General features: G+C 59.5%; 26 protein-coding genes and 1 other RNA gene. 7 read left to right on the plus strand and 20 right to left on the minus strand.

Annotated features, from left to right (window positions below; all coding sequences use genetic code 11):
• Positions 1-95: 95 nt before the first annotated feature.
• The 13 genes from ACR0LF_RS09980 to ACR0LF_RS10040 all read right to left on the minus strand — a co-directional run bounded on the left by ACR0LF_RS09980 (position 96) and on the right by ACR0LF_RS10040 (position 14,148).
• Positions 96-1,733 carry an ABC transporter ATP-binding protein gene (locus ACR0LF_RS09980; protein ID WP_480578176.1) on the minus strand — a complete coding sequence of 546 codons (1,638 nt, stop codon included), beginning with the start codon at positions 1,731-1,733 and terminating at the stop codon, positions 96-98.
• Entirely contained in the window at positions 1,730-2,545 is an 816-nt protein-coding gene (locus ACR0LF_RS09985; RefSeq protein ID WP_480578666.1) for an ABC transporter permease, read from the minus strand. The genes ACR0LF_RS09980 and ACR0LF_RS09985 overlap by 4 nt, the downstream gene beginning before the upstream one ends.
• A complete protein-coding gene (locus ACR0LF_RS09990) occupies positions 2,545-3,501 on the minus strand; it encodes an ABC transporter permease (protein ID WP_480578179.1) in 957 nt (318 codons plus the stop codon). The genes ACR0LF_RS09985 and ACR0LF_RS09990 overlap by 1 nt, the downstream gene beginning before the upstream one ends.
• Before the next feature lie 15 nt (positions 3,502-3,516).
• Positions 3,517-5,100, minus strand: coding sequence for an ABC transporter substrate-binding protein (locus ACR0LF_RS09995; protein WP_480578183.1), 1,584 nt, complete (start codon positions 5,098-5,100; stop codon positions 3,517-3,519).
• 238 nt (positions 5,101-5,338) lie between these two features.
• On the minus strand, positions 5,339-6,442 hold the full coding sequence (locus tag ACR0LF_RS10000) for a glycerate kinase type-2 family protein (protein ID WP_480578186.1): 1,104 nt from the start codon (positions 6,440-6,442) through the stop codon (positions 5,339-5,341).
• Positions 6,442-6,879, minus strand: coding sequence for a D-aminoacyl-tRNA deacylase (gene dtd / locus ACR0LF_RS10005; RefSeq protein WP_480578189.1), 438 nt, complete (start codon positions 6,877-6,879; stop codon positions 6,442-6,444). The genes ACR0LF_RS10000 and dtd overlap by 1 nt, the downstream gene beginning before the upstream one ends.
• A gap of 40 nt (positions 6,880-6,919) precedes the next feature.
• Positions 6,920-7,588: a nitroreductase gene (locus ACR0LF_RS10010; protein ID WP_480578191.1), complete on the minus strand. Its 669-nt coding sequence runs from the start codon at positions 7,586-7,588 to the stop codon at positions 6,920-6,922.
• A 65-nt stretch (positions 7,589-7,653) separates the two neighbouring features.
• A complete protein-coding gene (locus ACR0LF_RS10015) occupies positions 7,654-8,766 on the minus strand; it encodes a TFIIB-type zinc finger domain-containing protein (RefSeq protein ID WP_480578194.1) in 1,113 nt (370 codons plus the stop codon).
• A 55-nt stretch (positions 8,767-8,821) separates the two neighbouring features.
• On the minus strand, positions 8,822-9,967 hold the full coding sequence (locus tag ACR0LF_RS10020; RefSeq protein WP_480578197.1) for an SPFH domain-containing protein: 1,146 nt from the start codon (positions 9,965-9,967) through the stop codon (positions 8,822-8,824).
• Between the two features lie 22 nt (positions 9,968-9,989).
• On the minus strand, positions 9,990-10,985 hold the full coding sequence (locus ACR0LF_RS10025; RefSeq protein ID WP_480578200.1) for a DUF2927 domain-containing protein: 996 nt from the start codon (positions 10,983-10,985) through the stop codon (positions 9,990-9,992).
• Positions 10,960-12,150 (minus strand): toxic anion resistance protein, encoded by a 1,191-nt coding sequence (locus tag ACR0LF_RS10030; RefSeq protein ID WP_480578203.1) that lies wholly within the window; start codon positions 12,148-12,150, stop codon positions 10,960-10,962. Before ACR0LF_RS10030 ends, ACR0LF_RS10025 begins: the two co-directional genes overlap by 26 nt.
• A 30-nt stretch (positions 12,151-12,180) precedes the next feature.
• On the minus strand, positions 12,181-13,095 hold the full coding sequence (locus tag ACR0LF_RS10035; protein WP_480578205.1) for a 5-bromo-4-chloroindolyl phosphate hydrolysis family protein: 915 nt from the start codon (positions 13,093-13,095) through the stop codon (positions 12,181-12,183).
• A 174-nt stretch (positions 13,096-13,269) separates the two neighbouring features.
• A complete protein-coding gene (locus ACR0LF_RS10040; RefSeq protein ID WP_480578208.1) occupies positions 13,270-14,148 on the minus strand; it encodes a pseudouridine synthase in 879 nt (292 codons plus the stop codon).
• Here ACR0LF_RS10040 and ACR0LF_RS10045 point away from each other — a divergent pair.
• Positions 14,147-14,599, plus strand: coding sequence for a nucleoside deaminase (locus ACR0LF_RS10045; protein WP_480578210.1), 453 nt, complete (start codon positions 14,147-14,149; stop codon positions 14,597-14,599). The genes ACR0LF_RS10040 and ACR0LF_RS10045 overlap by 2 nt on opposite strands.
• Here the strand turns inward: ACR0LF_RS10045 and ACR0LF_RS10050 are convergent.
• Positions 14,596-15,771 carry a M24 family metallopeptidase gene (locus ACR0LF_RS10050; RefSeq protein WP_480578214.1) on the minus strand — a complete coding sequence of 392 codons (1,176 nt, stop codon included), beginning with the start codon at positions 15,769-15,771 and terminating at the stop codon, positions 14,596-14,598. The two genes, ACR0LF_RS10045 and ACR0LF_RS10050, sit on opposite strands and share 4 nt — an antisense overlap.
• Entirely contained in the window at positions 15,771-16,463 is a 693-nt protein-coding gene (locus tag ACR0LF_RS10055) for a metal-dependent hydrolase (protein WP_480578217.1), read from the minus strand. The genes ACR0LF_RS10050 and ACR0LF_RS10055 overlap by 1 nt, the downstream gene beginning before the upstream one ends.
• 60 nt (positions 16,464-16,523) lie before the next feature.
• Here ACR0LF_RS10055 and ACR0LF_RS10060 point away from each other — a divergent pair, with 60 nt between their 5' ends.
• Positions 16,524-17,195 (plus strand): ceramidase domain-containing protein, encoded by a 672-nt coding sequence (locus ACR0LF_RS10060; protein ID WP_480578220.1) that lies wholly within the window; start codon positions 16,524-16,526, stop codon positions 17,193-17,195.
• Positions 17,196-17,270: 75 nt separating this feature from the next.
• Here ACR0LF_RS10060 and ACR0LF_RS10065 read toward each other — a convergent pair whose 3' ends face one another.
• Complete coding sequence (locus tag ACR0LF_RS10065) at positions 17,271-17,834, minus strand: DUF4202 domain-containing protein (RefSeq protein WP_480578223.1); 564 nt, start codon at positions 17,832-17,834, stop codon at positions 17,271-17,273.
• A gap of 157 nt (positions 17,835-17,991) precedes the next feature.
• Positions 17,992-18,150 carry a hypothetical protein gene (locus ACR0LF_RS10070; RefSeq protein ID WP_171092527.1) on the minus strand — a complete coding sequence of 53 codons (159 nt, stop codon included), beginning with the start codon at positions 18,148-18,150 and terminating at the stop codon, positions 17,992-17,994.
• 229 nt (positions 18,151-18,379) lie between these two features.
• Here ACR0LF_RS10070 and gatC point away from each other — a divergent pair, with 229 nt between their 5' ends.
• The 5 genes from gatC (at position 18,380) to rnpB (ending at position 22,076) form a co-directional block, all read left to right on the plus strand.
• Positions 18,380-18,667: an Asp-tRNA(Asn)/Glu-tRNA(Gln) amidotransferase subunit GatC gene (gene gatC / locus ACR0LF_RS10075; protein ID WP_037308265.1), complete on the plus strand. Its 288-nt coding sequence runs from the start codon at positions 18,380-18,382 to the stop codon at positions 18,665-18,667.
• 3 nt (positions 18,668-18,670) lie between these two features.
• A complete protein-coding gene (gene gatA / locus ACR0LF_RS10080) occupies positions 18,671-20,158 on the plus strand; it encodes an Asp-tRNA(Asn)/Glu-tRNA(Gln) amidotransferase subunit GatA (RefSeq protein WP_480578227.1) in 1,488 nt (495 codons plus the stop codon).
• A gap of 38 nt (positions 20,159-20,196) precedes the next feature.
• Entirely contained in the window at positions 20,197-20,886 is a 690-nt protein-coding gene (locus ACR0LF_RS10085) for a hypothetical protein (RefSeq protein WP_480578230.1), read from the plus strand.
• Positions 20,837-21,553 (plus strand): N-acetylmuramoyl-L-alanine amidase, encoded by a 717-nt coding sequence (locus tag ACR0LF_RS10090; RefSeq protein WP_480578233.1) that lies wholly within the window; start codon positions 20,837-20,839, stop codon positions 21,551-21,553. Before ACR0LF_RS10085 ends, ACR0LF_RS10090 begins: the two co-directional genes overlap by 50 nt.
• 123 nt (positions 21,554-21,676) lie before the next feature.
• An RNA gene (gene rnpB / locus ACR0LF_RS10095) (RNase P RNA component class A) lies at positions 21,677-22,076 on the plus strand.
• Positions 22,077-22,082: 6 nt separating this feature from the next.
• Here the strand turns inward: rnpB and ACR0LF_RS10100 are convergent.
• From ACR0LF_RS10100 to ACR0LF_RS10110, 3 genes are all read right to left on the minus strand, one after another.
• The gene (locus ACR0LF_RS10100; RefSeq protein WP_480578236.1) at positions 22,083-22,415 is read right to left on the minus strand and encodes a GYD domain-containing protein; all 333 of its coding nucleotides are present in this window, start codon (positions 22,413-22,415) and stop codon (positions 22,083-22,085) included.
• Positions 22,416-22,482: 67 nt separating this feature from the next.
• Positions 22,483-23,325: a DUF2182 domain-containing protein gene (locus ACR0LF_RS10105; protein ID WP_480578239.1), complete on the minus strand. Its 843-nt coding sequence runs from the start codon at positions 23,323-23,325 to the stop codon at positions 22,483-22,485.
• A gap of 12 nt (positions 23,326-23,337) precedes the next feature.
• On the minus strand, positions 23,338-23,973 hold the full coding sequence (locus ACR0LF_RS10110; RefSeq protein WP_480578242.1) for a DUF1326 domain-containing protein: 636 nt from the start codon (positions 23,971-23,973) through the stop codon (positions 23,338-23,340).
• Positions 23,974-24,079 lie beyond the last annotated feature (106 nt).

The raw sequence follows: 24,079 nt of genomic DNA on the forward strand, positions 1-24,079 counted from the left end.
GCCGTCATTTTGCGCCCCCAATAGCAAAATCCCGACACCTGTCATCAGACAATGTGCCGGGATTTCAATTCTTCATCGAGCTGTCACAAACCGGATCAGTTCCCGGCGCTTTCCATCTTGCGATGGGCGACAACCTCTTCCAGCCAGCCCAGATGCATTTCCGGCACCGAGCTGAGCAGCAGGTCGGTATAATCGTCGAACGGCGGGCTCAGCACCTGGCTTTTCGGCCCATAACGCGCAACGCGGCCCTGATACATCACCGCGATGCTGTCGCTGATCGCACGGACCGTCGCCAGATCGTGGGTGATGAACAGATAGGCCACATCCTCGATCTTCTGCAGGTCCAGCAGCAGCTTCAGAATGCCGTCCGCAACCAAGGGATCGAGCGCCGAGGTGACCTCGTCACAGATGATCATCTTGGGCTTGGCCGCCAGAGACCGCGCGATACAGACGCGTTGTTTCTGACCACCCGAGAGTTCCGCCGGATAGCGATCCATGAACTTCTCGCCCAACTCGATCTCATCCAACAGCTCAATGACCCGCTTGCGCTTTTCGGATCCGCGCATGTTGAAGTAGAACTCCAACGGGCGACCGATGATCGTGCCCACGGTCTGACGTGGGTTCATTGCCACATCAGCCATCTGGTAGATCATCTGTAGCTCGCGCAGGTCCTCACGGGTGCGACCCTTGAGGTCGGGCGAAAGCTTGCGCCCGGCAAAGGTGATCTCGCCATCGCGCGGCGGCAACAGGCCGGTGATCACTCGCGCCAGCGTAGATTTGCCCGAGCCGGATTCACCAACCACCGCCAAGGTTTGCCCCGGATGAAGCTCGACATTGACGTTGTGCAGCACGTCGAAATTCAGCCCCTTGTAGCGTGCGGTGATCCCATCGACGCTGAGCACCGGTTCCGGTGTGGGCTGCTTTTCCTCGTGTTCGATCGACCGCACCGAGACCAGAGCCTTGGTATAGTCCTCCTGCGGGTTGTTGATGATCTGATCGGTGGTGCCGTATTCGACCGTGTTCCCCATACGCAGAACCATGATTTCATCGCTGACCTGAGCCACAACGGCGAGGTCATGCGTGATATACAGCGCGGCAACGCCGGTATCCGCGATGGCTTCCTTGATCGCCATCAGAACGTCGATCTGTGTCGTCACATCCAGCGCCGTGGTGGGTTCGTCGAATACCACCAGATCAGGCTCGGGGCACAAGGCCAGCGCAGTCATGCAGCGTTGCAGCTGACCGCCCGAAACCTGGTGCGGATAGCGGTCACCGATGTTGTCCGGATCGGGCAGACCCAGCTTGGCGAACAGCTCACGTGCGCGGCCCTCGGCCTCTTTACGGCTGAACTTTTTCTGCTCGACCGCCGCCTCGACCACCTGATCCATGATCTTCTTGGCCGGGTTAAAGGACGCAGCGGCGGATTGGGACACATACGTGACCTCACCCCCGCGCAGCTTGCGGATATCGCCAAGCGATGTCTTGAGGATATCGCGCCCGTTTACCCAGACCTCGCCACCGGTGATTTCAACGCCACCCCGGCCATAGGCCATCGAGGCCAGACCGATGGTGGATTTACCGGCCCCGGATTCTCCGATCAGCCCCAGCACCTTGCCGCGTTCGAGGTCAAAGCTGACCCCGTGCACGATTTCGATGTCATGGGGTTTCTCACCCGGCGGATAGACGGTCGCGCCGATCTTGAGGTCGCGGACCTTGAGAAGGGTATCACTCATCCCCGGCCTCCTTTCAGCGATGTGGTGCGGTTCAGGACCCAGTCAGCCACGAGGTTGACCGAAATCGCCAGCGTCGCGATGGCCACAGCGGGATACAGCGCCGCGCCGATACCATAGACGATGCCGTCCTTGTTTTCCTTCACGATGCCCCCCCAGTCGGCCAGCGGCGGCTGAACGCCCAGACCCAGGAAAGACAGGGTCGAGATGAACAGGACCATGAAGATGAACCGCAGCCCGAACTCGGCCACCAGCGGTGACAGGGCGTTGGGCAGGATTTCCCGGAAGATGATCCAGGTCCGACCCTCACCGCGCAGCTTGGCGGCTTCGACATAGTCCATCACGTTGATGTCCACGGCAACGGATCGCGACAGGCGATAGGGGCGTGTGGCGTCCAGCAGTCCCATCACCAGGATCAGGATCGGAATGGTCACCGGAACAATCGCGAGGATGACGAGCGCAAGGATCAGCGTGGGGATCGACATGATCAGGTCAACTGCACGGCTGAGGACCTGATCAGCCCATCCGCCCAGCACCGCCGCCAGCAAACCCAACGAGGTGCCGGTGACAAAGCTGAGGATCGTGGCTGCGGCGGCGATGAAGATCGTCGTCCGCCCGCCATAGATCATGCGCGTCAGCAGATCACGCCCGATATTGTCGGTGCCCAGCAGATGCTCGGCGCTGGATGGCTCCCACACGTCGCCGACCACTTCGGCCATGCCGTAGGGGGCGATCAGAGGAGCGGTAAAGGCTACGAAAAAGTACAGCCCGGTGAAGAACAGCCCGATCATGGCCGAAACAGGAACATTCTTCATCATTTCGGATGCCTCAGTCTTGGGTTGGCAAGGATCGACACGATATCGGCAACCATGTTCAGCCCGATATAGACGGCGGCAAAGACGACGCCGCAGGCCAGCACGACCGGCACGTCACGTTTGGTCACCGAGTCCACCAGATACTGCCCCATGCCGGGATAGACGAACACAACCTCGACAACGACGACGCCCACAACCAGATAGGCCAGGTTCAGCATCACGACGTTGACGATGGGTGAAATCGCGTTGGGAAAGGCATGACGCGCGATAACCTGAAAGTTGGTCAGGCCCTTCAGTTCCGCCGTTTCGATATAAGCCGATTGCATCAGGTTCAGGATCGCAGCGCGGGTCATCCGCATCATCTGCGCCAGAACCACCAATGTCAGCACGAAGGCAGGCAGCGCAATCGCATAGAGCTTATCGCCGAAAGACATCGAATCGTTGATCATGGCGAGCGAGGAAAACCAGCCCAGCTTGACCGAGATAAAATAGATCACCACATAGCCAATCAGGAATTCCGGGATGGAAACCGTTGTAAGGGTGATGGCCGAGATCAGCTTGTCGGGCCAGCGATTGCGGAAGCGGACGGCCACAAGGCCAAGAAAAATGGCAAGTGGAACGGATACAATAGCGGCCACGCAGGCCAGAAACAGGGTGTTGCCCAGCCGTTTTCCGATGCTTTCTGCGATGTCGAGCTTGTTGGTCAGTGACTGACCGAGGTCGCCTTGTAAAATACCACCCAGCCACTCAAAATATCGGGTCAGGGCAGGCCGGTTGAGGCCCATTTCTTCGCGTAGGTTCGCCAGGGATTCAGGGGTTGCGGATTGGCCCAGGACCGCTTGCGCAGCGTCCCCGGGCAAGGCTTCGGTGAGGCCGAAAATCAGAGCCGATGCACCGAAGAGAAGCAGGATTCCCAGCGCAAGGCGCTGGAAAACCAGTTTGATGATAGGATGCATGATCCGTGGCCCTTATCAGGCGAACCACATTTTGCGCGACGCTTGGCCACCCATCAGTTCGTCGTACGGATCGGGTTCCCAACCAGCCAGCTGATCGCTGACACCGTCGATGAATTGGTTGAACATCGGGCAGATCAGACCACCCTCTTCGTTCACCAGACGGCCCATTTGCGAATAGAGTTCCTTGCGCTTCGCCGTGTCGAGCTCACCCTTGGCCTGATTCAGCATGTCGTCGAATTCCGGCCGTTTCCAACGGGTGTCGTTCCAGTCGGCGGTCGACAGATAAGCCGTGGAGTACATCTGATCCTGCACCGGGCGCCCGGTCCAGTAGGACGCGCAGAAGGGCTGAACGTTCCAGACTTCTGACCAGTAACCGTCGCCCGGTTCGCGCTCGATGACCAGCGGAATGCCCGCCGATGCGGCGCTTTGCTGGAACAGCTGGGCGGCGTCCACGGCACCCGGGAAGGCAACCTCGGAGGTGCGCAGAACGATGGGCGATCCGTCATGGCCGGACTTCTTGTAGTGCTCGGCCGCCTTTTCGAGGTCGAAAGGCCGCTGCGGGATCGTGTCGTCGAACAGCGGATAAGCGGCGTTGATCGGGATATCATTCCCGACGCTGCCATAGCCCTGCAGGATCTTCTCGACCAGTTCCTCACGGTTGATCGCGTATTTCAGCGCCAGACGCAGGTCGAGATTGTCGTAGGGTGCCGTGTCGACATGCATGATGAAGACATAGTGCCCACGACCCGTGGTCGGTTGAACGGTCAGACCCGGCGCGCGGCTCAGCAGACCGGCAACCTTGGGTTCGACCCGATTGATCAGGTGCACCTGACCGGACTGCAGTGCAGCGGTTCGTGCGGTGGAATCGTTGATGGCAAGGATCTCGACGCTGTCGAAATGGCCGTCGTCGGCCCAGTAGTTGTCGAACTTGGTGTAGACGTGACGCACACCCGGTTCGTTAACTTCCATCTTGTAGGGGCCAGTACCAATGCCAGCACCCGGATCTTCCATGCCGCCGTCTGGCTGGATAATCAGGTGATAGTCGGCCATGAGGAAGGGCAGGTCAGCATTGGGATTGTTCAGTGTGACCGAGAACACGTCACCATCGGCCTTCATGGACTCGATTTCTTTCATGATGCCGAGGGCACCCGACTTCGAATCCTCGTTCGAGTGGCGCTGCATCGTTTTCAGCACGTCTTCGCTGGTCAGCGTTTTGCCGTTGTGGAATTCGACACCCGGACGGATTTTGAAGTTCCAGACCTTGGCATCTGCACTGGCTTCGACACTTTCGGCCAGGCGCGATTCAATCGTGCCGTCCGGTGCGACCACAACCAGCGTATCCCCAAACTGGCGTCCGTTCAGCGCGGGCACCTGGCTCGCATATGATGCCGGGTCGAGCGAGTTCGTCGATTCGCCGCCGACAGAGCCGATCTTAAGATCACCGCCCTTTTTGGGGCCCGCAGCGCGTGCTGCATCGGCAAACATGGTGCTGGCCATAGCTGCCGATACACCCAGAGCTGCGGCTTTCCCCATGAACTCGCGGCGGGTCAATTTACCTGCAGTGACCTGACCGGCCATGTGAGTGAGTTGTTCATTCATTGAGTGTTCTCCCTGTTGAGTGTTTCCAGCCCCTTGAAGGACTTTTTTGTTGACGGATGAGTCAACGTTGGCGCATTTCAGCGAACCGGGCAAGGAGATTCCTCCTCATTTTCGAAGGTGAAACCCTTCTCTGATCTTGTCCGAAGCGCGGCTTTGCTGTGAGGATGCCCAGATACGGTCTGCATTACCAGTCAGTTTCCGGGCCTTTACAGGTTCAGGCGGTGTAATTTGCGTCAATTCATCCACGTATCGCGACAATCAGGTCCATGACATTGGTGCCGGTCGGCCCGGTCGTCAGCAGGGCATCGGCCGTTTCCAGAAAAGTCCCGCTATCCGCATTGCGCAGGGCAGAATCCGCACCTTCATCCCAGGTTGCACCGGTAATGATTCCACCTGCAGCATTTGTCGGACCGTCTGTTCCGTCGGTACCGCCAACCACCACCACCAGATCGTCCTGACCGGAAATCTCTTTGGCCAAAGCAAGCGCCAGGGCCTGGTTCCTGCCCCCACGCCCGGGTTCCTCCGGCAACACCACAGTTGGTTCCCCGCCAAAGACCATAACGCCCTTGTCCATCCCGCGCAGCATCGGCCCAAGATGTGCCGCGACCTGCAGAAAGTCGTCGTGCAAGGCCTCATCATTGGTCAAAACCTGCAATCCCTTTGTTTCCGCAGATTTGGCGGCGGCATTGCGGGCATGTGCGTTCGAGGCCACGATGCGAGTGGTTGCTGAGAAAGAGTAACTGTCTGGCAAAGCACCGATTCCCGAGCCTATGACGTTCAGATCATCTCCGGGCACATCCGAAATCGCCAGAACCGTCGCGCGTGCTCCGGCAAAATGGGACAACAGTCCGCCGCCTTTGATGCGCGACAGCTCGCGACGTTCGGCATTCATTGCGCGGATGTCCAACCCTTCGGACAGCAGCTTGCGGTTCAAGGCCTCAAGGTCACCGAGCGTTTTTCCGGGAATAAGGTCCTCAGCCAAAGACGACGCGCCGCCTGAAACCAGCAGGAGCACATGTGAACCGGGCTCCATCTGCTCGATCGCCAGGCGCAATGCCCGCCCACCTGCAAGGCTGCGGTCGTCCGGTACGGGGTGAGACGCTTCGATCACCTCGACCCCATCCGGCAAATCTCGGCCATGGTCATCTTTGGTGACAACAAGTGTCGGGACCGGGCCGAAATGCGCCAATGCTGCCCGCGCCATGGCGGCGGCTGGTTTGCCCACGGCCAAAATACGGTCGGGTTTCGGGACGCCCGGCAATGCGGCTTCTGTGGCTTGGAATCCCCCAACGGCGTCAACGCCGGCCTGCCATAGCTCGACCGCCTGTTTTTCAATATTCATCAATTCTCCACCCAGATCGTAATCGGCCCATCATTTACAAGCTCGACCGCCATGTCTGCTCCAAACTGCCCGGTTTCCACCGCGATGCCCTGTGCCGCGAGGTGATTTGCGAACACCTCGTATAGCTGCTCACCCAGTTCAGGTGGGGCCGCGTTCGAGAATCCAGGTCGATTGCCGCTTGTAGTATCCGCCGCCAACGTAAACTGGCTGACCACCAGGGCGGACCCTTCGATATCCAGAAGCGAGCGGTTCATCTTGCCCGCTTCGTCCTTGAAAATCCGCAATTTAGCGGTCTTTTCGGCCAGCTTTCTGGCCTGTACCTCGGTATCGCCCTGCATGGCGCAGACAAGGATCATCAGCCCCGGACCGGATGTTCCAATGACGGTGCCGTCAACCGACACTTTGGCCTGTGACACCCTTTGCAGCAATGCGCGCACTTGGTTCCTCCCCCAACGTTATGCCTGCCTGAACGACCGTTTAGCCGCGCCAGTCCACAAAGTCACCCAATGCCGCGCGGTCTGTGCGAAAGTTATTTGCGGGGTGGTTCGTATCTGAATAGCCGAAGGAAATTGCACACAGGATCAGGCGGTCTTCCGGAATTTGAAAGTATCTATGTAAAAAAGGGCTGTATGCCGCCAAGGCCGCCTGAGGGATTGTCGCCACGCCCAACGCCTGAGCAGCTAGCGTAAAGGCCGTGACAAAGCCGCCACAATCCATCGCACCATAAGATCCAAGCTCTGCCGGGCTTGAGACAATGGCGCAATGCGGCGCGCCAAACAGGGCATAGTTCTGCATCATTTGCCGCGCCGACGCTGTGCGATCTCCCCGCTCAACGCCGACGGCACTATATAGCGACCAACCACAGGCACGGCGGCGATCCTGATAGACGCCAGAGTAAGACGTGGGAAAGGGAAGATCGGGTGCTGGAGTGCCCGTTTCCACCTCATTCAGTAACGCGTCGCGGAACCTGTTCGTTTCGTCACCGCTGGTGATCACCAATTGCCAAGGCTGCGCATTGCACCAGCTCGGAACCCGGGCGGCGCTGGCCACGATTTGTTCGATCTGCTCTTGCGGCACAGGATCAGGCAGAAAGGCCCGGCAGGAATGACGTTTCTCTAGCAGTATATTCAGTTCGGCAAACGACACAGGGACCTCGTCTCCAAAGTTGCGAGCTCGAGGATGACCGTGCCATGTGCAATGTACAAGAGGTGCTATTGCTGTCCGGTCGCCATCAGGTATCCGACGCCCGCAGCGACCAGCAGGCCCAGCACAACCGCGATCGTGATCTTGATTGCAGACCAGGGGCGTTCCCCCTGAACCCGACCGGTCCGGCCATTCACGACAAACCGATAGGTCTGGCCACGGTATTTGTAGGCGGCCATCCAAACCGGCAGCAGGATATGTTTGAATGTGACATCGCGCACGTCCGTGTCCACAGCATGGATGCGTTGCCGGTCGCCACCGATATCAAAACGCACGTCCCGCTCGATCACACGTGCCATATGGGCGCGGGCCTCGGTGTAGCCTTCCTTCAGTTCAACCGTATAGGCCTCGGCGCGAAACCCGGCGAGGTATTCTGGCTGATAGGGCTCCAGTGCGGGTAAATCCCAAGGTTCCAGAGCATCGGTGTAGGCTTTGGGCAGCGATCTTGAGGCAAGCACCAGAACGTCGTCAAAGAATCGGGCAACCCGACCGGATTTGGGTGTCCAACGGACTTTCGGTACCTGTTGCTGAACCCGCTTGCCGTCCCGCATAACGGTGCGGGTTTCATAGTAGACCACGCCGCGCTCGCCACGATAGACAGACTTGGTGTCGGCATCGAAGGTCCAGTAGGGCACATAGATACCCTGCATCTTGCGTCCCTTGCGGGCATAGTCCTTCAGCCCGTTCGGGGCGAACCACAGCCCCCCCAGCCAATCGCTCATCGCATTGTGGGCTGCGCGCTCATCCAGCGCAAAGGGCAAGACCCCTTTCGGTTTGATATGTCGGTTCACTCCGGTGTCGGTCACAACCGGTGTGGCGCAGAACGGGCATTCCGCAGCATGCGTGTTGGGATCGAATTCAACCTGCGCCGCGCAGTTCGGGCAGGACAGGACGCGGGTTTCCTCAATCTCACTATCCGGCAGTCGATCCGCTATGGCTGTATCGAAATCCAGTTCCCGCAGGCTTGCGCCGCCCCATGGGCCAGCGCCTATGGGTTCCGAGTTTCCGCAATGATCACAGGTCAGGGTGCCGTCGCCCGGATCGAAACGGTAATCCGCACCGCATTGGTTGCAGGGAAAGCGGTGCTCCTGTTCCGGTTTCGGAGGCAAGGTGTCATTCATTTATGTCACGCTTCCACGTTTACGATTCAACTGCGATGCGTCTTTCCGGGGTTGATCAACTTCCGGGTGGCGGTGGCGGCAGGATCGTGAACAGCTGCGCCAGTTCCTGCACATCGCCCGCTTTCTTCCAGCCATCCTGACCCGCGGTCCAGACATAGGTTTCCCGCTTCAGATCACCCTCGCTCGCCATGCGGCCCATCTTGGCCTTGGAAAACGGCCCGCTGGTCTGTCCATCCACCGCGATATGCCAGACATGCTCAACCGGGGGAGGCGGCGGTGCCGCATGGGCTGCCGGTTGCGGGGCAGCGGGGGCTGGCGATCCCCACGGTCCGCTCGGCTGGCCCGCTGCCATGTTCGACATCTGTTGCGCCATTGCCATGCCCATGCCCATGCCAAGACCGGCGCCCATGCCACCGCCTTGTCCGGGATTGTTGGCCGCAGCGGTCATCGCCTCGGCGGCGGAATACTGCGTGAATTTGCCCAGATCTCCGGCCAGCCCCATCGAAGTCCGCTTGTCCAGAGCCGCTTCGACCGCAGGCGGAAGCGAGATGTTCTCGATGTAGAATTCCGGCATCTCCAGCCCATAGCTGTCCAGCACCGGGGAAACTTCGGCTGCGATCAATTTGCCCAGATCGGCAGTATTTGCGGCCATGTCCAGCACCGGAATACCCGAGCCTGAGATAACACGGCTGAACTCCTGCACGATGATGTTGCGCACTTGAAAGCTGATTTCATCCATGGTGAATTCGCCATCTGTTCCGACGATTTCAACCAGAAACTTGGCCGGGTCCTTCACCCGAACGGTGTAGGTGCCATAAGCCCGGATACGGGTCGGACCAAATTCCGGATCACGCAGCATGATCGGGTTCTTGGTGCCCCATTTCAGGTCGTTGAACCGGGTCGTGTTGACGAAATAGACTTCGGATTTGAACGGAGACTGAAAGCCGTGATCCCAATGCTGCAACGTTGTCAGGATCGGCATGTTGTTGGTCTCAAGCATGTAAAGCCCCGGCGTGAACACATCCGCCAGTTGGCCTTCGTGCACAAACACCGCCGCCTGTCCTTCGCGCACGGTCAGCTTGGCACCGTACTTGATCTCGTGACCTTCGCGTTCAAACCGCCAGACCATGGTGTCACGGGTGTCATCCACCCAATGGATGACATCAATGAATTCACCGGTCAGAAAATCGAAAATTCCCATTTGGGTTCTCCTGTCCTTGGGGTCAGAGCGGCTGCCCCATCAATTCGCGAGCAATGATACGTACAACGGGGCGGGCCTCATCGACTGTCACGCCGGGCTCCAGCCGATCATCATAGAGCATTGTCAGCAGTTTTTCGTCATGGCTGGTCAGCAAGGCAAACTCGTCGTCGTCGTTGAAGATTGAAGGGCGCGCCGCGGGGCTGTCATTGGACAACCCCAAACCTTGCGCGATTTCCTCGTGGATGCAGCTTTGGCGGACCAAATCGGTCAGCTCGGCCCGGATCAGCGAAACGGCTCGCACATATCTGTAGGGCGAGCTGCTGGTCGCCGAAGCGAACACCAAACAATCGAAACTGGCCCGTGGGTTGGCGACCAGATTCAGCGAGTCCTGACTGATATTCGGAATAAGCTGTTTCAGGCGCGACACGACATATGCGCTGTCGTCCTTGCCCGCGAAGAAAACATGGAAATTGGCGTTGCGGGAGACCACGGAAATCGGATGATCCGTCAGCTTTGCCAGCCGGGTGGCAAAGGCCTGAACCTGAGCGGCATCCGTTTCCCGAGTCGAGGGAAGCACAGACGGGCCGAACTCTGACTGAATGCGCACAGGTCCGGACCATCGGCTGAGCTGTCCGTCCGTCTGGCGCGAACCAATCGAGACGCTTTGAGTCGGATATTCGCTGTAGAACGCGATCGCTTCGAAATTCCGCGCCAGATCGTCAGCGTCATATGGGGTGTCCGGACCACCGCCATCGGTGCGCAAAAGCCCCCGGACCAGCAAGTCCCGTTCAACCCGCTGATAAAAGCGCGCCAGATCCTGACTGGCCGCAGACGGCGGCACATAGGCGTTGGCCGCCGCCGGTGCAGTAGTTGGGCGAGGCTGCGGCACGATGGAAGACGTCAGGGTCTCATCGCAATTGGCCAGCGCCAGAAACGATGCCACCCCAAGTGTCAGTTTCAGAAAACCGAAGGCCCGCACGCCGAACCCACCCTTAGCCGGGTACCGCCGTACCGGCATTGTCGCCGGTTCCGTCGCGGCGTGCCTTGGCAGCCGCCAAAGTGTCGCGCAGTTCGGTTTCCATCTTCTGCAATTCAACCTCAGCTGCGGCGCGTTTGGCCTTGCCTTCATCGGCAATGGCAAGGCTTTCGTTGATGGTGCCAATCAGATCGGCATTGGCCTGCTTGACCGCTTCAATGTCAAACACGCCCCGCTCCATCTCTTCGCGGATCATCTTGTTCGACTGGCGCAGGTTGGCCGCGTTCGAGGTCAGAAGCTCGTTTGTCAGGTCGTTGGCGTCGCGGACGGCGGCGGCAGCCTCGGCGCTGCGCTGGATGGTGACAGCCTGCGCCAGTTGGGTTTCCCAAAGGGGGACCGTATTCACCAGCGTCGAGTTAATCTTGGTCACCAGCGATTTGTCGTTTTCCTGAACCAAGCGGATCGAGGGCAGCGACTGCATGGTGACCTGACGGGTCAGCTTCAGGTCATGGACCCGGCGTTCCAGATCATCACGCGCGGCGCGCAAATCACGCAATTCCTGCGCTTTCATCACCTGTTCTTCTTCGGGCGCTGCCTGAACCGCGGCTTCTTTTTCCGGGATGTCATGGCTGTCCAACTCGGTCAGCTTTTCCTCACCCGCCGCGATATACAGCGCCAGCTCATCATAGAATCCCAGCGTCTTTTCATACAGCAAATCCAGCGACTTGATGTCTTTGAGCAGCGTATGCTCGTGCCCCAACAAATCATCCGTGATCTTGTCAATCTGACCTTGCACATCTTCAAACTGTGCGGTGAATTTTGCAAACGGCGCGGCCTTGCCCAGCAGCTTCTCCCACCAGCTGCGCTCGCGGCGCACATCAAGTTCACTGACCGAAAAGCCCCGGATCGTGGTCACAATATTACGCAGGCTGTCCCCGGCGGGGCCCACATCCTTATTGCGCACATCGGCCAGCATGGCCTGGCTGATTTCCTGCAACTCTGCCTGTGCAGATGAGCCGAAGGCCACAATCGAATTGGTGTTGCCCATGTCGATCTCGTCCATCCGCTTGCGGATCTCGGCGCTGACGGGTTCGTCGGCCTCTTCCAGCGACACGACTTCGGCCTGCGGCTCTGGCAGAGCAACGGCAGTGACTTCCTGTACCAAAGTTTCGGCCTGAACAGCCTTGTTCTTGATCTCATCGGACATGGGGATGTTCCTCGCTCAAATAATGGCCGGTCAGTCCAACCGGACGCCTTCGCGTTGCAGCCGTTCGCGCAACACGTCAATTTCAACCGTCAGATCACTGCGGTCATCCAATAGCATTTTGCGCGTTCGCGCGGCGAAATTCTGTTCCAGATCGTCCAGCAGGGCGGAATAGTCGGCAAGCGCCTGCGCGTCGCGGGTACGTGCATAGACATCGGCAAACTTGACGGTCGCGTCCCGCGCGCCCTGTAAATAGACAGTCAGGTATTTTCTGGCACCGGCCAAATCGCGCGGGTCTTCCTCGACCGTGCGGAACAGGTCACGCGCAGTGTCCTGAAACCGCTCCACGCGCGCTTCGACCCGACGGTCGCCTGCGCGTTTGATGGCGTCCGTCATCTCGGCCAGGTGTTTCTCGGCATCGTCAACGACACGGGCCACGCGGTCTTGTTGAAAGGTGTCGATCCCTTCCATGCCCTTGTCCTTCATCGGATCAATACCGAACGAGACCGAGTGCAGAACGGTCGCTGCCACGCCAAACAACACCGGAGCCAGCAGGCTGGCTTGCGCGGCGGTTTCGGCATCCAGAAACTCCGTCCGGTAAGCGGCAAGGCCCGCACCTAGGCCGGTCAGAATACTGGCAAAGATCTTGCGCGGAAAAGCAGGCCGACGGGCGGTTTTGCGCGCGTTATACGCAGCCTCGGCCCGCAGCCCTTCGCGCAGCAAAAACGCCGCGGCGGTGAGGATGCCAGCGGCGACCAGCCCGATGGTCATGCCAATCGCACCGTCATTCAGCGAGAGAAACACCAGGGGAATAGCAGGCAGGAACAGGATATTCGCCCGCGCTCCGGCGGGCTCAACCTTTGCGCCAGCGAACTGGCCACGTGGCTGAGGCGAATTGTCCGACGCATCACCTTGCGGGCTGTATTTGCCGCCAAACCGCTTTGCCATGGCTTACAGACCTCCAAGCAGGCCGGTGCAAACACCAAGCAACAGCACCAGCAACACAGCGTAGGCCAGTTTTTGCACTCCGCTTCCGGACATCACGCCCCCCAATAGCAGCATTCACTGAAAATTTAGGGGATGCGCAGGCTTAGCGCTAGGGGGAAGGTTGCCGAACCTGCGTCACTTGCGGGGTTTCTTGCCGATCGGTGCCCGTTTTCTTTGCGGTCGTGCAGGGCGTTTGGATGCAGCACCGGTTTTGGCATCGGACTCCAGGCCAAGCTGATCGCGCATCACACGGCGCCGAATTTCTTCGACTTCACCCTGTTTCAGGTCGCCCAGTTGGAACGGACCATAAGAAACACGCAGCAGGCGGTTCACGGTAAACCCGATATCTTCCATCGCACGACGGATTTCGCGGTTCTTGCCTTCGCGCAACCCAATGGTCAGCCAGGCATTCGCACCTTGCTGACGGTCCAGCGACACGGTCATCGGCTGAAACCGCTCACCTTCGATCACCAGCCCCTTGCGCAGCGGCTCGAAATCTTCGTCTTTCGGGCGACCATTCACCCGCACGCGGTATTTGCGCAGCCACCCGGTCGAAGGGAGCTCGAGCTTGCGCTTGATGCCCCCATCATTGGTCAGCAGCAGCAGTCCTTCGGAATTCAAATCCAGCCGTCCAACGCTCATCACCCGGGGCATGTCTTCGGGCAGCTTGTCGAAAATCGTTTCGCGCCCTTTTTCATCGCGGGTCGTTGTCACCAACCCAGCAGGCTTGTGATAAAGCCACAGGCGCGAGGGTTCCGGTTCCGAGACCGGTTTGCCATCGACAACGATCTTGTCTTTCGCCGTCACATTCAGGGCAGGGCTGTCAATGGTCTTGCCATTCACGGCCACACGGCCCGCTTCGATCATGCGCTCAGCCTCACGCCGCGATGCGACGCCGGCCCGAGCCAGGACTTTGGCGATCCGGTCGCCGGGAGGAGGGGTCTTGTTCATGTCAGGGCCATAACCCATCCCGCGCGCTTGCGAAAGGCAGGTTTCTGATGCAGTCAGGGGCATGGTGTTCAAATCGCATATGGAACAGGCGCTGGTCGAGGCGCGCGCAGCGGCGAGCCGAGGAGAGGTGCCCGTGGGGGCCGTTATCGTCGGACCCAAAGGAAATGTCGTGGCATCAGCAGGCAACCGAACGCGCGAATTGAACGATCCGACGGCCCATGCCGAAATCCTGGCCCTGCGCGCGGCTTGTGCAAAGGCTGGCTCTGAACGGCTGCCCGATCATGATCTCTATGTCACGCTGGAACCTTGCGCGATGTGTGCCGCCGCGCTTGCTGCGGCACGTATCCGGCGCATCTATTATGGTGCCGCAGATCCCAAATCCGGAGGGGTGGCGCATGGCGCGCGGGTGTTTTCGCACCCGCAGGCCCATCACCGGCCGGAGGTCTACGATGGCATCGCGGCGGAAGAAGCCGCCACGTTGCTGAGGCAGTTCTTCGCCGCGCAGCGCGGCTAGAGCGGTTTCACAACCATCTCACGCGGGATATCGGCCAGCGGTTCTCCGCCCTGCGCGGTCACCACAAAGCTTTCGGTTATGGCCAGACCCCAATCCGCCGTCCACAGGCCGGGCATCAGGTGAAAGGTCATATTCTCCTGCAATTCCGTGGTGTCGCCGGGCCGCAGGCTCATGGTGCGCTCACCCCAGTCGGGCGGATAGCTTAGGCCGACGGGATATCCGGTGCGGTTGGCTTTGACATACCCTGCGCGGGAAAAGCTGTCATAGACGCAGGCGGCCACCTCTTCGCAGGTGGTGCCTGGGCGTGCCGCCCGCAGCGCATCGTCGATCGCGGTCAGCACCGCCGCCTCGGCGCGGCGGATGTCGTCGGGCGGATCACCCAGAAACAGGCTGCGGCTGGCCGGGCAGTGATAGCGGCGGTAGCAGCCCGATATCTCGAAATAAGTCGCCTCACCCGATGCCAATGGCCGATCATTCCACGTGATATGCGAGGCTGACGCTTCGGTTCCCGACGGGGCAATCGGCACGATTGCCGGGTAGTCACCCGCCAACCCGGGCAGGCCCGCGATGCCTGCCGCCTGAACCTCGGCGACAAGTTGGTTCTTGGGCAGCCCTTCGCGGAACGCATCGCGCAGAACCCCGTGCATATGCGCGGTCAACTTGCCTGCCTTGCGCATCATGTCGATCTCGGCATCGCTTTTGACCGCACGTTGCCAGTTCACAAGTCCGGTGGCGTCAGTCAGAGCATCGACGCCGAAAGCGCGTTCCAGAATGCGGTGGCTGGCGGCCGAGTAATAGTAGTTGTCCATCTCGACCCCCAGCCGGGTGATCCAGCCCCGTTCCTTCAGTTCGGTGACCAGGGCTTCGACAGGGTGGTGATCGGGGTGTTGCACATGCTCTTCGGGCCAATCGAGAAGGTCCGAAGGCGCCAGCCATGTCGTCTGCGCCGCTCCCGCCTTGTCCTGCGTCCGCCCCCACCAGAGCGGCGCGCCGCTGGCCGAAAGGATCACCATCTGGGGTACGTAAAAGCTCCATCCGTCATAGCCGGTCAGCCAGGCCATGTTCGAGGGGTCGGTGACCAGTAGGGTTTCGATCCCCCGCAGCGCCATCGCGGCACGGGTTCTGGCGATGCGGTCCGCGTATTCCCGGGTGCTGAAATCCGAGGCGGGCATCAGAGAGAGATCGCCTGCATCACCCGGGGTTCGATCACATCGACGCCGGGCAGGTCACGGGCCAGAGCCTCGGCCGATTGTTCAAGAATCGGGAAGGTCTGATAGTGGCAGGGAATCACCGTTTTGAAATTGAAATAGCGCTTTGCTGCATAAGCCGTGGCTTTCATGTCCATGGTGAAATGACCCCCCGCCGACAGGATGCCGATGTCGGGTTTGTAGTAATCCCCCATCCAATCCATATCGGCCATGATGTCGGTATCGCCCGAGATATAGAGCATTCGCCCCTCAGCCGCGATCATGAAACCGACCTCACTTCCGCCGGTGCGCAACCCGTCCGGTGTTGAAAAGGTCGAGCTGTGGGAAGCAGGAACCATTGTCACCTTGACCCCGTTCAGATTGACAGTGCCGCCTTTGTTGAAGCCGATGGTTTCAATGCCTTCTGCTTCGCTCCAATAGCCCATCAGGTCATATTGTCCGACAACCGGGATTTTCAGATGTTTGGCCAATGGCAGAATATCAACCACATGGTCAAAATGCGTATGGGTCAGAAGGATATGCGTCGCGCCATCCAGTGCCGCATCGTGCTGATCTTCCGGCAGGACCGGGTTGCCTGTCAGCCAGGGGTCAATCAGCAGAACCTGCCCCTGAGTTTCAATGCGGAAGCTGCCATGGCCCAACCAGATAATATTCATAAATTTTTTCCTCCTGAACATTCTGTTGGCAGCAGCCTAACATCGGCTATGTAAATTTTCATGGACTGGATTCGAGAAATTGATGGATATTGCGAGCGCCTGTCGCCGGACTACTGGGCCGAGCCGGTCAATGCGATCACAAACGCGGCTTTTCTGATTTCAGCTTGGATCATGTGGCGGCGGGTACGCAATCAGGACATGCCGCTGGCTATGATTCTGGTCACGCTATTGGCGATGATCGGGATCGGCAGCTATCTGTTTCACACCCATGCGCAGGTCTGGGCGGCACTGGCAGACGTTGTGCCGATCCTTTTGTTCATCCTTGTTTATATCTTCGCAGTGAACAGAGATGTCTGGCGGATGTCTTCCGGATTGGCCTTCGGCGGAACCTTGCTCTTTCTTCCCTACGCGGCAGCAACTGTACCTCTGTTTCAACTGGTTCCGGGGCTTGGGGGGTCGGCGGCTTATGCTCCGGTCCCGTTGCTGATCCTGATTTACGCGTTCCTGCTGCGGGGTCGTGATCCCAATCTGGCCAAAGGAATGACAATCGGGGCCTTTATCCTGATTTTCTCGATCACCTTCCGCGCGCTCGACATACCGGTTTGCGGGCAGTGGCCGTTGGGGACGCATTTCATGTGGCATATCCTGAATGCCATCATGTTGGGCTGGATGATCGAAGTGTATCGAGCGGCCCTGATACGGGGCCGCTTTTCAACGGGCCTCAGACTTTGAAAGTGAGGCGGGATGCCCTCTTGAGACCATCCCAGAGACAAGGGAGAGCAGTCAGCGAACAGCGCTGGGTCTGACTTAGTCCTGAAACGCCGCAGCAAGATGGTCGGGCAAATCGAACTCACTCAAAACACGCGCACGGCCCTCGGGCGACATTTTGCGGGCGGTTTTTTCAACGATGCTCTGGATTTTCTCTGCGGAATGCTTCGCGGCAAAGGGCTGGAAATACCACTTCAGGAAAACAAAGCAAATCACATCTTCCAAAGCTTGCACTTCTTCGTCGCGCTTGATGCCCAGCTTGCGCAACATGCGCCCCGCGGCCTCGACCTGTTCCGCGTCATAGCCTTCGCGGCTCATCAAATTCATCACAACGTCCGCATGATGAACGCCCTGCGCCTTGCGCCATGCCAGATAGCCCGCCCGGCCTTCGGGGTATTCATTGCGGGCAAGTTTCCATCGCTCCACATGCTGACCACGAGCTGCGATTTGCAGAGCGTCAGAAGCGTCTGGAAACAACCGATCCATCTCGGCGCTCATCCGTTCACCGTAAAGCAAAGCTTCGGGGCGACCGTTGTCGAGGTTGGGGTCATTTGAGTTGGCCGCGTCGATTGCGTCCAGAACCGCTTGTTTTTGCGCGCTCATTATCTGCTCCACTGGCTTGCCTGAACTGCGAAACATCGGCGCAGTTCCTTTCGGTGTTCGCGAATATGCTAACGGCTTGTCCAGGGATGTGCATCCTCGAAAACGCAAAAAAGGCCGGGTCAGAGAGGGGATGTCTGACCCGGCCGGAACCTGCGCTTTACTTGGCAGGTTTGACCTGATCCTGCGTGACCGGTTCCGCGACAGGGGACGGGAAGGTCAACGTGCGTGTCAGGTTGCTTGTGTCGATACCCAAAGCCATGGCCGGTGCGGCCAGAAAGGTGGCGGACAAGACTGCGGCTGTGATCAGGGATTTCATGGTTTTTCTCCGGTTTGCGTTGTGTCGCATACCTTAAAATGAACAGTACAGTTTAGTTTTCAAGATCGAAACTGAACTAATTGGTTTACTTTTTCGTATACCACTCATTCAGTTTTGAATGGCAGGCGACGAGCGGAGAATTTGAAAGTCGGGCATGCCTGTGGCGCAGCGGTCTTGCGACTGCCGCAACAGACGGGTAAACGCCCCATAACGTAGATGAGGGAAGCCGATGTCGATTGACCAAAGCACCGCCGCCAAGGTGGCCAAACTGGCCCGGATCAAGGTCGAGGATGACGCGCTGCCGGCGCTGGCATCCGAGTTCAACACCATCCTTGGGTTCATCGAGCAACTGAACGAAGTGGATGTCGAAGGCGTCGAGCCGATGGTTTCGGTCGAGCCGATGCGCCTGAAACGTCGTGAGGATGTGGTCACCGACGGCAGCCAACAGGACAAGGTTCTGGCCAACGCCCCCGACGCCCGCGAAGGGTTCTTCGCAGTCCCCAAAGTGGTGGAGTAAGACATGAGCGATCTGAACAAACTGGGCCTGGCCGAGGCCCGCGACGCGCTGCGCAAGGGTGATGTGACCTCGGTTGAGCTGACCGAGTCTTGCCTGAAGGCCATTGATGAAGCCGACGCGCTGAACGCTTTTGTCCACAAGACGCCCGAGATTGCGCTGGAACGCGCCAAGGCTGCGGATGAGCGGATCAAGGGGGGGGATGCGCCGTCGATGTGCGGCCTACCGATCGGCATCAAGGATCTGTTCTGCACCAAGGCCGTGCCCTCGCAGGCGGCCTCAAAGATTCTGGAAGGCTTCAAGCCCGAATACGAATCCACTGTGTCGCAGCAACTGGCCGATGCTGGTGCTGTTATGCTGGGCAAGTTGAACATGGACGAATTCGCCATGGGCTCATCCAACGAAACCTCCGTTTACGGCAACGCGGTCAGCCCGTGGCGTCGCGGTAATGACGACGCGCAACTGACACCGGGCGGCTCGTCCGGTGGGTCTGCCTCCGCCGTGGCGGCCGACCTGTGCCTGGCCGCAACCGGCACCGATACCGGCGGCTCGATCCGTCAGCCCGCCGCGTTCACCGGCATCACAGGGATCAAGCCGACCTATGGCCGTTGCTCGCGCTGGGGCATCGTGGCTTTTGCCTCCTCGCTGGATCAGGCCGGTCCGATGACCAAAAACGTGCGCGACGCGGCCATCATGCTGGAAACCATGTGCGGTCATGACCCCAAGGATTCCACCAGCACCGAGTTGGCCGTCCCGAATTTCGAAGCCATGCTCACCGGCGACATCAAGGGCAAGAAGATTGGTATCCCGAAAGAGTACCGCATGGACGGCATGCCGGCCGAGATCGAAAAGCTCTGGTCCGATGGGGCCGAGATGCTGAAAGCCGCGGGGGCCGAGATCGTCGACATCTCGCTGCCCCACACCAAATACGCGCTGCCCGCCTATTACGTGATTGCTCCGGCCGAAGCGTCCTCGAACCTCGCACGCTATGACGGTGTCCGTTATGGCCGCCGCGCGCAGCTGGCGCAGGGCGACGGCATCACCGAGATGTACGAAAAGACCCGCGCAGAAGGGTTCGGTCACGAGGTGCAGCGCCGTGTGATGGTCGGCACCTATGTGCTGTCGGCAGGTTTCTATGACGCCTACTACAACCGCGCACGCCGTGTTCGGACGCTGATCAAGAAAGACTTCGAAGACGTGTTCGCAGCTGGAGTCGATGCGATCCTGACCCCGGCAACTCCGTCGGCGGCCTTCGGTCTGGGCGAAATGACTGAGGCTGATCCTGTTCAAATGTATTTGAACGACGTCTTCACGGTGACGGTGAACCTTGCGGGTTTGCCCGGTATTTCGGTCCCGGCAGGGCTGGATGCACAAGGCCTTCCGTTGGGTTTGCAGCTGATCGGACGCCCGTGGGAAGAGGGTGACCTGCTCAACACCGCCTATGCGCTGGAAAACGCGGCCGGTTTTGTGGCCAAGCCAGGTAAATGGTGGTAAGCCTCGGGCAACTGAATACCCAGACTCGGAGCCGAACAATGCGCGTTTTGCTTTTTGTGCCCGCCCTGACATTGGCAGCTGCGTGCACGGATGTGGCACCGCTGACCAGCACGGGCTTCAACACGCCGGAATATCAGGCGCAAAGAGAGGCCCAACTGGCAGGCCAGGGTGCGGCGGGCAATCCGCTGCTGGCTCCGGTCGCAGTTTCGCAACAACCGCTTGGGGCACCGGGTACCGCACCCGTCGCCACTGGTGAGAACGCCGATATCGCCAACCAAACGGCAGCAGCATTGGCCAGCACGTCCGGGCAAACCACAGCCCCTGCGCCCAACAACAGCGCGATTTCGGACGAACAGGATTTCGCAGCCGTGTCCGGGCGCCGCAGCATCGAATCTGATGCCGCCCGGATCGAGCAAAACCGTCAGACCTATGAACTCGTCGCCCCAACCGCCGTGCCCGAGCGTACGGCGAGCGGCCAGCCAAACATCGTGCAATATGCGCTGAGCACGTCCAATCCGGTAGGTGTGCAACTTTACAGCCGGTCCGGTTTCAACCTTCAGGCCAAGGCGCAGCGAAACTGCGCGCAGTTCCCGTCGCCGGATCAGGCTCAGATCGAATTCCTGTCCAATGGCGGTCCTCAGCGCGACCGCAAAGGTCTGGACCCGGACGGGGATGGCTATGCGTGTGGCTGGGACCCAAGCCCGTTCCGCAGTGCCGTCAACAACTGAAATCTCGCCCATTTGGCATCCGTCGCCCAATTTCGGTGAGCGTCGAGACGGTCTGACGCCGTCTTTGATCGTGATTCACTACACCGCGATGGACAGCGCGCAGGCCGCCCTTTGCCGTCTTTGCGATCCGGCTGCAGAGGTCTCGGCCCATTACCTGATCGGCGGCGACGGTATTCTGTGGCAACTGGTGCGTGAAGAAGACCGGGCCTGGCATGCAGGGGCAGGGGAGTGGGATGGTAAGGACGACATCAATTCCCGTTCGGTCGGGATCGAACTGGACAACACCGGGACGCATCCCTTTTCCGAACCGCAAATGGCAATGCTGGAACAGCTGCTGCCCCATATCATGAGGCGCTGGTCCATTCCGCATTCTGGGGTCATCGGACATTCCGACATGGCCCCCGGGCGGAAATCCGACCCCGGGCCACGCTTCGATTGGAAAAGGCTCGAGCGGCAGGCCTTGGCCAAACCGCGCGGGATGGACACCGCGTCGGTCGCGCCGACTTCGCAAGTCTTCCGCACTATCGCGCGGAAGGCTGGTTTCACGGCCTCAGTGGATGATGAACAGCTGCTGGCTGCCGTTCGGCTGCGATTTCGCCCCTGGGCCACAGGCCCCTTGGAGGCCGCCGACATCAACATGCTCTCTCATTCCAACGCAACGGCCTGATCCGCTCTTCATCTGGCCAAAAATATCCCGGGGATGAATTGGCCGCAGGCCAAGAAGGGGCTGGCCCCTTAGACCGTTTTCCACTCTTGACGAGGCAGGGCGCACAGCCTACCCAGCCCAAGCGCGGAGGGCCGGATGGCCGCTGGGGTCGCAAGGCCCGAGAGGAAAGTCCGGACTCCACAAGACAACGGTGCCGGGTAACGCCCGGGCGGGGCAACCCGACGGAAAGCGCCACAGAAATCAGACCGCCCGGAACCTCGGTTCTGGGTAAGGGTGAAACGGTGGGGTAAGAGCCCACCGCGCCGCTGGCAACAGTGGCGGCACGGCAAGCCCCACCGGGAGCAATGCCAAATAGGGTCCCCGCGCGGGAAGGTCGGCGTTTGCCGATACCACCGCTAAGCGCGTCTTGGCCGAGAGGGACCGGGTTGGCAGCTTGAGCCGCGCAGCAATGCACGGCCTAGAGGAATGGTCATCGAAGGGGGCAACCCCGGAACAAGATCCGGCTTACAGGCCCTCCGCGCGTATTCCCTTATCCTCCGGGCGGTGTGTACGCCCCTGCCAGCTTGGCGGCCTTCTCGGCGACCGAGACGAACTCGTCAGCCGTCCAGGCGCGCACCGTTTCTATGTTGGTCACCGCGCCCGACGCCGCGACAGCCATGCCTACGGCCACGGCGTCCGTGCCATCCGGCGCTTCGCTTATCACGACCACGTCATTGCCCCCGGTTGTCATGTAGAAGGACAGCAGTCTGCCGCCGACTTTCTCCAGCAAGGCTTTCACTGGGCCGGTGCGGTTCTCGGGTTTCTGCAACATACCTTGGACGCCGGCTTGCGAGTAAGATGCGTAAGTAATGAAAATGGGCATTGATACCTCCTGTTACATCAAATCGTTTTTTGGGTCTTTCAGTCAGCCGACCCCAGGCCGTCTAAAATCAGGTGCCAGAAAACAACGGTGCCGCAATGAACCAGAGACCCGCACAGATCAGCGCGACGCCCGTCATTGGCACAAGCCACCGGGCTCTGGGCAGAAGCTTTTCCAGCGCGACATATGCAGCGATGCCCACGATCCAGTAGAGGTTCATGATCCCTCCAACGAACAGCAGCAGCATCAAGGCCCAGCAACACCCCAAGCAATACGTACCGTGCAGAGCGCCGGTCCGAAACGCCCCGAAGATTCCGGGCCGGTTGTGATCGGCCAGAAAACGCGCGGGGCTCTGGCAGTGGCGCAGGCAGGCGTTCTTCAAACTTGAAAACTGATAGAGGCCCACAGCCAGCAGAACACTCCCTGCGAAGACGCCGGAACTGATCGTCATCATCGGTCCGTCAGACAGCCCTATATACTCCAGCCCCCATTGCAGCGCAGTTGCCACTAGACTGAAGGCGCCCCAGGTAACCAGATAACCAGACAGGAAATACAGGCTGAACGTTGCAGTTCGATCCTTTTCAGGTCCCATCCGTTTGATCGCGGTGAACAGAAGAACGGCAGGCGCGGCGCTGGGGGTCATCATGGCAATCATCATGACCCACCACATCAGAAAGATAAGCAGGGCGTAGCTGCCGCTCCACGTCGCGCCAGGGCCCATTTGCATGGGCTCTCCGATCGGGCCAGCCATGCGGGTCATCTCGACCGCAGACATGTTCATCCCGATGCCGGCAACCGTGTACCAGGCAGCCGCGAGAATGATCAGCAGGACACTTCCCAGAACAATCGCGTTGTCCTGCCTGAGCAACCGCTCAACCGCCCCGACCCGGGGCGATGTGTCTTGTCTGGTCATGACAGTCTCCGCCTAGGCGCCCAGGACGCCGTGGCCCGAGATATTCAGATGCGCCAGATGCGCGTGGGTCGCGTCAAAGGTCAGGCTGATCTGACCCCCTGTTGTTTTGGCAGAACCGGATGCCGCCTCGGCGTGGCGGTATTCGAAACCGTTCGGTAGTTGGATCGAGGCCCGATGTGCCGCGCCGGATACAATATGCGGAATTGGACGAACCTCGACGTCGAAAACCCCCGGAACTTTGGCGAAACCGCTGCGCTCATCCCTGTTCCAGTCCAGCTCAATCGGGACATACAGCGTTTCGTGCTTCGTGGGCGCCATCGCGCTGTAGACATACCAGAACGTGGCCATTTCATCGGTATCCTGACCGGTCATGATGGCCTGTAGTGCGGCGCGTTGATCGGCTGTGGCGCTTTCATCGATGATCAGTTGCATCTGGCCATTGCCCTCGTGAATCGGGCCCGGCCAATGATAGACACCTGCTGCCCGCAGACCGCCCAGATCGGTGTCACCATAGTGTCCGCTTTGGATATCGAAGACGACGACCGCCTCGCAATTGCCATGAGATGGAAGCACGCTGAACTGACACGGACAACCGAAGTTGCAATTGCAATTGGCCAGTTCCTCGGCCTGAATAACCCACTCTGTCATGATAGCCCCCAAGAAAAGTCACAACTAAAAAAACCTGCTGATAGCGGGTCGCGCCTTGTTCTTGCTGCCTCGAAACTCGAGCCCATATCAGGCTTCTTGGCTGCGC

This window comes from Ruegeria sp. E8 (genome assembly GCF_056533985.1).